At 30.3% G+C, this 6055-nt stretch carries 6 protein-coding genes; 1 reads left to right on the forward strand and 5 read right to left on the reverse strand.

Annotation, left to right across the window (positions count from 1 at the left end):
* The first annotated feature begins 151 nt into the window (after window positions 1–151).
* Entirely contained in the window at window positions 152–1405 is a 1254-nt protein-coding gene (locus GQS57_RS03885) for a mechanosensitive ion channel family protein (protein WP_165731249.1), read from the forward strand.
* A gap of 196 nt (window positions 1406–1601) precedes the next feature.
* Here the strand turns inward: GQS57_RS03885 and GQS57_RS03890 are convergent, their stop codons facing one another.
* From GQS57_RS03890 to GQS57_RS03910, 5 genes are all read right to left on the reverse strand, one after another.
* A complete protein-coding gene (locus GQS57_RS03890) occupies window positions 1602–2183 on the reverse strand; it encodes a DUF6515 family protein (protein WP_165731250.1) in 582 nt (193 codons plus the stop codon).
* A gap of 371 nt (window positions 2184–2554) precedes the next feature.
* Complete coding sequence (locus GQS57_RS03895; RefSeq protein ID WP_165731251.1) at window positions 2555–2857, reverse strand: hypothetical protein; 303 nt, start codon at window positions 2855–2857, stop codon at window positions 2555–2557.
* Window positions 2858–3107: 250 nt separating this feature from the next.
* Entirely contained in the window at window positions 3108–3767 is a 660-nt protein-coding gene (locus GQS57_RS03900; RefSeq protein ID WP_165731252.1) for a hypothetical protein, read from the reverse strand.
* Between the two features lie 248 nt (window positions 3768–4015).
* Window positions 4016–4714: a thioredoxin family protein gene (locus GQS57_RS03905; protein WP_165731253.1), complete on the reverse strand. Its 699-nt coding sequence runs from the start codon at window positions 4712–4714 to the stop codon at window positions 4016–4018.
* A gap of 10 nt (window positions 4715–4724) precedes the next feature.
* Window positions 4725–5219: a TlpA disulfide reductase family protein gene (locus GQS57_RS03910; RefSeq protein ID WP_165731254.1), complete on the reverse strand. Its 495-nt coding sequence runs from the start codon at window positions 5217–5219 to the stop codon at window positions 4725–4727.
* Window positions 5220–6055 lie beyond the last annotated feature (836 nt).

Here is a 6055-nt window from a genome sequence, read left to right on the forward strand (position 1 = left end):
CCTAGCTCTATATAATTATTATACATGTTAGCTATAGGCTAAAATGCTACTACTTTATAAAACGAACTGAATAATTTGGTTTGTTTTAAATACAATTATATAATAAGTCGCCCCTTTTTTTAACATTAAGGCTTATTTAAAATCTTCATTTATGAAAATTACACATCTATTATACGATTATTTAGTAAATACAGGAATCCCCGAAACCTATGCAGCATATATAAACATGTTTGCTTTACTAATTACTGTATCGATTCTTACCTTTTTAATTGATTATATCATTAGAAAAATTCTTGTACAGTTGTTCAGTCAATTTGCTTCAAAAAGTAAGACTAATTTTGATGATATTTTAGTAAAAAATAAAGTACCTCGAAATATAGCGCATATCGTTCCGTTAATTTTTGCTTTAGAATGTGTGCCTTTTGTGTTTTTTGATTTTCAATATATAGAAAATATAATTCAGAAAAGTTTAGAGGTATTTACCATTGTTTTAGTCCTTTGGATAGTAAGAAGTTTCTTAAATTCTCTAAAAGACTATTTTAAAACCTTACCAAATTTAAAGGATAAACCGATAGATAGTTACATTCAGGTGTTTATGATTTTTGCATGGGCAATCGGTATTTTATCAGCCTTTGCTATTATTACAGGTATCGAGTTTATCAAATTTATTACTACCATTGGTGCTGCTTCTGCTGTTATTATCTTGATTTTTAAAGATACTATTTTAGGTTTTGTTGCTAGTATTCAGGTGTCTATCAATGATATGGTGAGAATTGGCGATTGGATTACGTTTGAAAAATATGGTGCAGATGGAGATGTTATTGAAATTAATTTATCTACTGTAAAGGTTCAAAACTTTGACAAAACGATTACAACAATCCCTACCTACGCGCTAATTTCTGACTCGTTTAAAAACTGGAGGGGAATGACCAATTCTGGTGGTAGACGTATTAAAAGATCTTTGAATATCAATTTAGAGAGCATTCATTATCTATCGACACAAGAAGTTGAAGACTTTAAGAAAATTCAGTCTATTAGCGCTTATTTAGAAACAAGACAAGCAGACATTGATGCGTATAATGAAAAAAATAACATCAATAAAGAACTATTATTAAACGGTAGAAACCTTACGAACATTGGTGTTTTTAGAAAATATATAGAAACGTATATAGAAAATCATTCTGGAACCAACAAAGATATGATGATTATGGTGCGCCAAATGCCACCAGATACGCAAGGTATTCCGATTGAAATTTATGCTTTTAGTAGTGACAAACGGTGGAAAAACTACGAATACATTATGTCTGATATTTTTGATCATGTAATTGCAGCGGTTCCCTATTTTAACTTAGAAATTTTTGAACTGCCTAGTAATTCTAGTTTTATCAATTATAAAAAAGAATAGTATTACCTATCATTTTTTTTAAGAATCAAACATAAAAAGTGGCTGTCTAAAAGTATAAAACCTTGTCATACTGAACTTGTTTCAGTATCTCTACTTATTGAATTTTAATATTCATAAGAATCTGAAATGAATTCAGATTGACAAATACTTTTTTTTTAGACAACCACTTTTCAATAAATCAACCAATATAATTGTGTTAGTTCACATCAATAATACCCACTACTTCATAAGCTCTTGTACCATCTACTTGTACTTTTTCATATAGAATATTTGCATATTCATAATAGCTTTGTCCATCTATCACAACTTTTTCATAATCATCTGGTAACTCATAAACTACTGTTCCTACTTCTGGTTCTACTACTTCATATTCATTATTTATTTGTATATAAAAAGTACCATTTACATTGTAATAGTTGTAATTGTTAAACATGATTCTTTTATAATTTGTTGGTAAAACACGTACTCTAAATCCAATTTTTGGAGCTATTACTATATAACGTCCTCTAGATTGTGTGTAATACTTATTATTTGCATAATAGTAGTTTTGATTTTTATAAGTAACAACCGTTCTGTTGGGTACATTTCTTACAGAAACAACTTTCTTGGTAGGTTTTTTATAAGTTACTTTTTTACTAGGAATTCTTTTACTTGCTGTACTTCTTTTAATGGTTGTAGTCGTTTTAGTTGTTGTTGTACGCTTTTGTGCAGAAACTTGTGTTGCAACCGCAACAATAAACAAAGATGGTAACACGAATGATTTTATAAATGTTTTCATAATTTTAATGTTTTAAATTAAACTTCCTTTTGTATACTTCTAAGACTCTTAGATATATCTTAGGTTTAATGACTTTTTAAATGAATAGACAAACGGGATATTTATATCTATCAACTAGTAAATTTTATAGATGGAATTATGCACGAACAAAAGTCAACCAATAAACACCTACTCTTTATTCATTTTAACATGCCATTGTCAGTTAGAGCGCATTGTAGAATTGCTTGATAAATAAAACATCCTTTAATAGGCTTAGTAAGGCCTTTTTAATTTTAATTGTTTTACCATACAATCAAGATTAAGCAAATGCTATTAAAAACAAAAGAAGGCATACTTATTAAAGTATGCCCTCTCTCCAATTCAAAACTATATTATTTCAATAAATCTAATAAACCTGTTAATTCAGTTAGATTTAAAGTAGAGTTACTATCTGTATCTAATACATTAAAGTTTTCTGCTACAGAACCAATTGCTTCTGTTGTGCTAATTGCTTCATCTTTATTGGTATCTAATAAAGTAAAAAGAGTTGTAATTTGCTGTACTGTAGAATTAGAGCTTAAAGAACCTAATAAGGTTGCTGCTTGTTTAAGGTTAGATGAAGAACCAATATTCTGAATACTATTACAGCTAAACATTGTAGCTGATAATACTAAAGTTAATGCGACTTTTTTCATGTTATATATCTATGATTTTATGTTGCATCAAAAGTACTTTTATCGGTTGGCTTGATAAAACGAAATAGACAAACTCCATGTATTTGCCGCTTAATTAGAGCTCACAATAGATGAAATTAAATTGACTTTATGATTTATTAAATGATTAGAACAAAACACTCAAAACTCTGCAATAATACATGGGTAAATGATCGTTATAAAGCGGTTTTTGTTAACTCAATATTGGTGTAAACAAACGATTTATGATAGGCTATTCTATTTCTTCTTGTAATCTAGTAATCAGTATTTTAGTTTTACTATGTAAAGTTCTTGCATACCCTAATTGTATTTGAGTTTGTATTAAGCGATCGATAACATTATTCTGATATTTTTGACTAGAAAGTAAGGCTTTATAATCAGATTTACGCCCAAATTCTTTAATCTGTTTATATTTTAGATCATTATTAGGTAGTATGTCTATTAATGAAATAAACTTTTCTAGAGTAGGTTTTATCTTGTTTTCTACGATGTTTTTATTTTTCTTATCCTGATTATTAAATTGCTCAATTTTGGTTAAATACGTAGCTATTAAATCTTTTAGTTTACTACTTTCTATCAATTCCATTTTAGCTGTACTAAGAATAGATTTTACAGAACTGTCTTGTAAATTCACTTCATTTACGGCTACATTCAAAATGGTATCTTTTGCACCTTGTGTCAATTTATTGGTGCTTTTACCTACATAATTTAACGTGTTTTCTAACCCCGTAATAGTTTCTGTGTTTTCTTCAATAGAACGTTTTAACAAACGCAAATTGGTTGTTAATTCATCATGTAGATTGGTGTAAATTTCATCTACCAGACTGTTGTTTTTTTGAATATCGCTTAAATCATTTATCTTCCAAGCAATAGGAACAGCAATTACAATCAAAACTATTTCACCTAAGCATACAAGGCATAGGATTTAAACTTGCCTAAGTCTATTAAATTTCTTCTTATTTTACGAAACAGCTTCATAATACTATTTTGAATGTTTATTTTTATGGATATAAAATAAAAAGTGCGCAAATGTTTGTGATATTTTCCGAAGAAAAAAGAAACACAAACACACACGCACTAGTATTTTAACAGTCTTTTTACGATGTTACTCTATAAATAATGACGTATTTTAATAACGTACTATTTCACTTTTACAGGACATCCAATAGCTTTTGTAAAGTTTGGTGTCGGTTTTTTACCATTTTCTAAAGCCGTAATAGCATCTTCTACATATTTTACTTTAACAGCTTCTGCAGACCTTGCATTATCATCAATAGTACCAATGTATTGTACTTTTTTATCTGCGTCTAATAAAAACACGTGTGGCGTTCTTACAGCTCCAAATTTAGGAGATACTTCCTGGTTTTCATCAGCTAAATACACAAACGGAAATGCTTTTTCTGACGCTCTTTTTTGCATGGCTTTAAAACTTTCTTTGTCATTATCTTCACTTACGTTCGGATTGATAGCAACCACAGCATATCCTTTAGAAGCGTAGGTATTATGAAGCGCTGCTAATCTGTCTTCATACAATTTAGAAAACGGACATTCATTACACGTAAAAACGACAATGTATCCTTTTGCATCCTTAATATCTGATAAAGAAAACGTACTTTCATCTACATTTTTTAATTTAAAATCAGCAGCCACATCTCCTATTTTATATCCACCAATTTCTTCTAATGTTTTAGATTGTACGGGGCTGTGTCCGCCTCTTGGAGGACCTTTTCTATCTCCGTTTGGTGGTGGACCTTTTCTATCTTGTGCCGTTGCTGTATGGGTAATAAATAGACTGCTCATTAAAATAATGGCAGCGAAAACTAATTTGCTTTTTTTCATGATTGTGGTTTTAATTTATTTTTTTTATTTCATTCTCAAGGTCTTCTAAACTCTCAAACATACGTTCATGAAAAGTCCTTTTTTTATTATTGAATATAATTGTAAATGGTATAGATCCAGACCAATTTGGGTCTATTTTATCGATCCAACTATTAGCGTCTGGGTCGTCTAAAAGAACTACATTAGATGTAATTCCTTTTCGTTTTAAAAACGGTTTTACTTTTGTTTCTAGATCATCTGGAAAATCTAAACTTACCAATGTAATTTTTACATTAGGATGCTGCTTTTGATACGCTTCTAATATTGGCAATTCTTTTACACAAGGTGCACACCACATCGCCCAAAAATTGACAATATGTATTTCTTCCGAATCTGTATATAAATAAGGCTCTAAAGTTTCAAAATTTAAAACCGGAATATTTGTGTTTTTGTTATTCTGTGAATTACTTTGTGTTGTAAAACCAAGAAATAGCACAGAAACTACTATTAAAATATTTTTATACATATGTATCTTTAATTATTTGATCTAGTAAAGTTTAAAAGTATTTGTATTATTTCTTTAAATAAAACAAAATAGATAATATTTCACATTTTATCTATGAAACTGTCTTTATTATAGAAGAAGATTAGAATACTATAGGTCTTGTCATTCCGACAAAGGAGGAATCTCATAAGGAGGTTTAAGGTTTACTTGAGCATGATGGGATTCCTCAATTCTTCGGAATGACAAAAGCGTTATTGGGAATGTTACCTCTGAGTTTTAAACACAATCTTGTCATTCCGACAAAGGAGGAATCTCATAAGGAGGATAAAGTTGGATCGAGCATGATGAGATTCCTCATTACTTCGGAATGACAAGACGTTGTTTGGAATGACACCATTGAGTTTTATACACAGTTTTGTCATTCCGACAAAGGAGGAATCTCATAAGGAGGATTAAAAGTTGGTTCAAGCATGATGGGATTCCTCATTACTTCGGAATGACAAAAGCGTTGTTGGGAATGTTACCTCTGAGTTTTAAACACAATCTTGTCATTCCGACAAAGGAGGAATCTCATAAGGAGGATAAAGTTGGATCGAGCATGATGGGATTCCTCATTACTTCGGAATGACACAGGCGTTGTTTGGAATGTTACCTCTGAGTTTTACACACAGTTTTGACATTTCGACAAAGGAGGATCAAAAGTTGGTTCAAGCATGATGAGATTCCTCAATTCTTCGGAATGACATAGGCGTTGTTTGTAATGAGAACTTTGAGTTCAACACACAGTTTTGTCATTCCGACAAAGGAGGAATCATATAAGGAGGATCAAAAGTTGGCTTAAGCATGATGGGATTCCT

The organism is Polaribacter sp. 20A6, assembly GCF_011378915.1.
Lineage (GTDB): Bacteria > Bacteroidota > Bacteroidia > Flavobacteriales > Flavobacteriaceae > Polaribacter > Polaribacter sejongensis.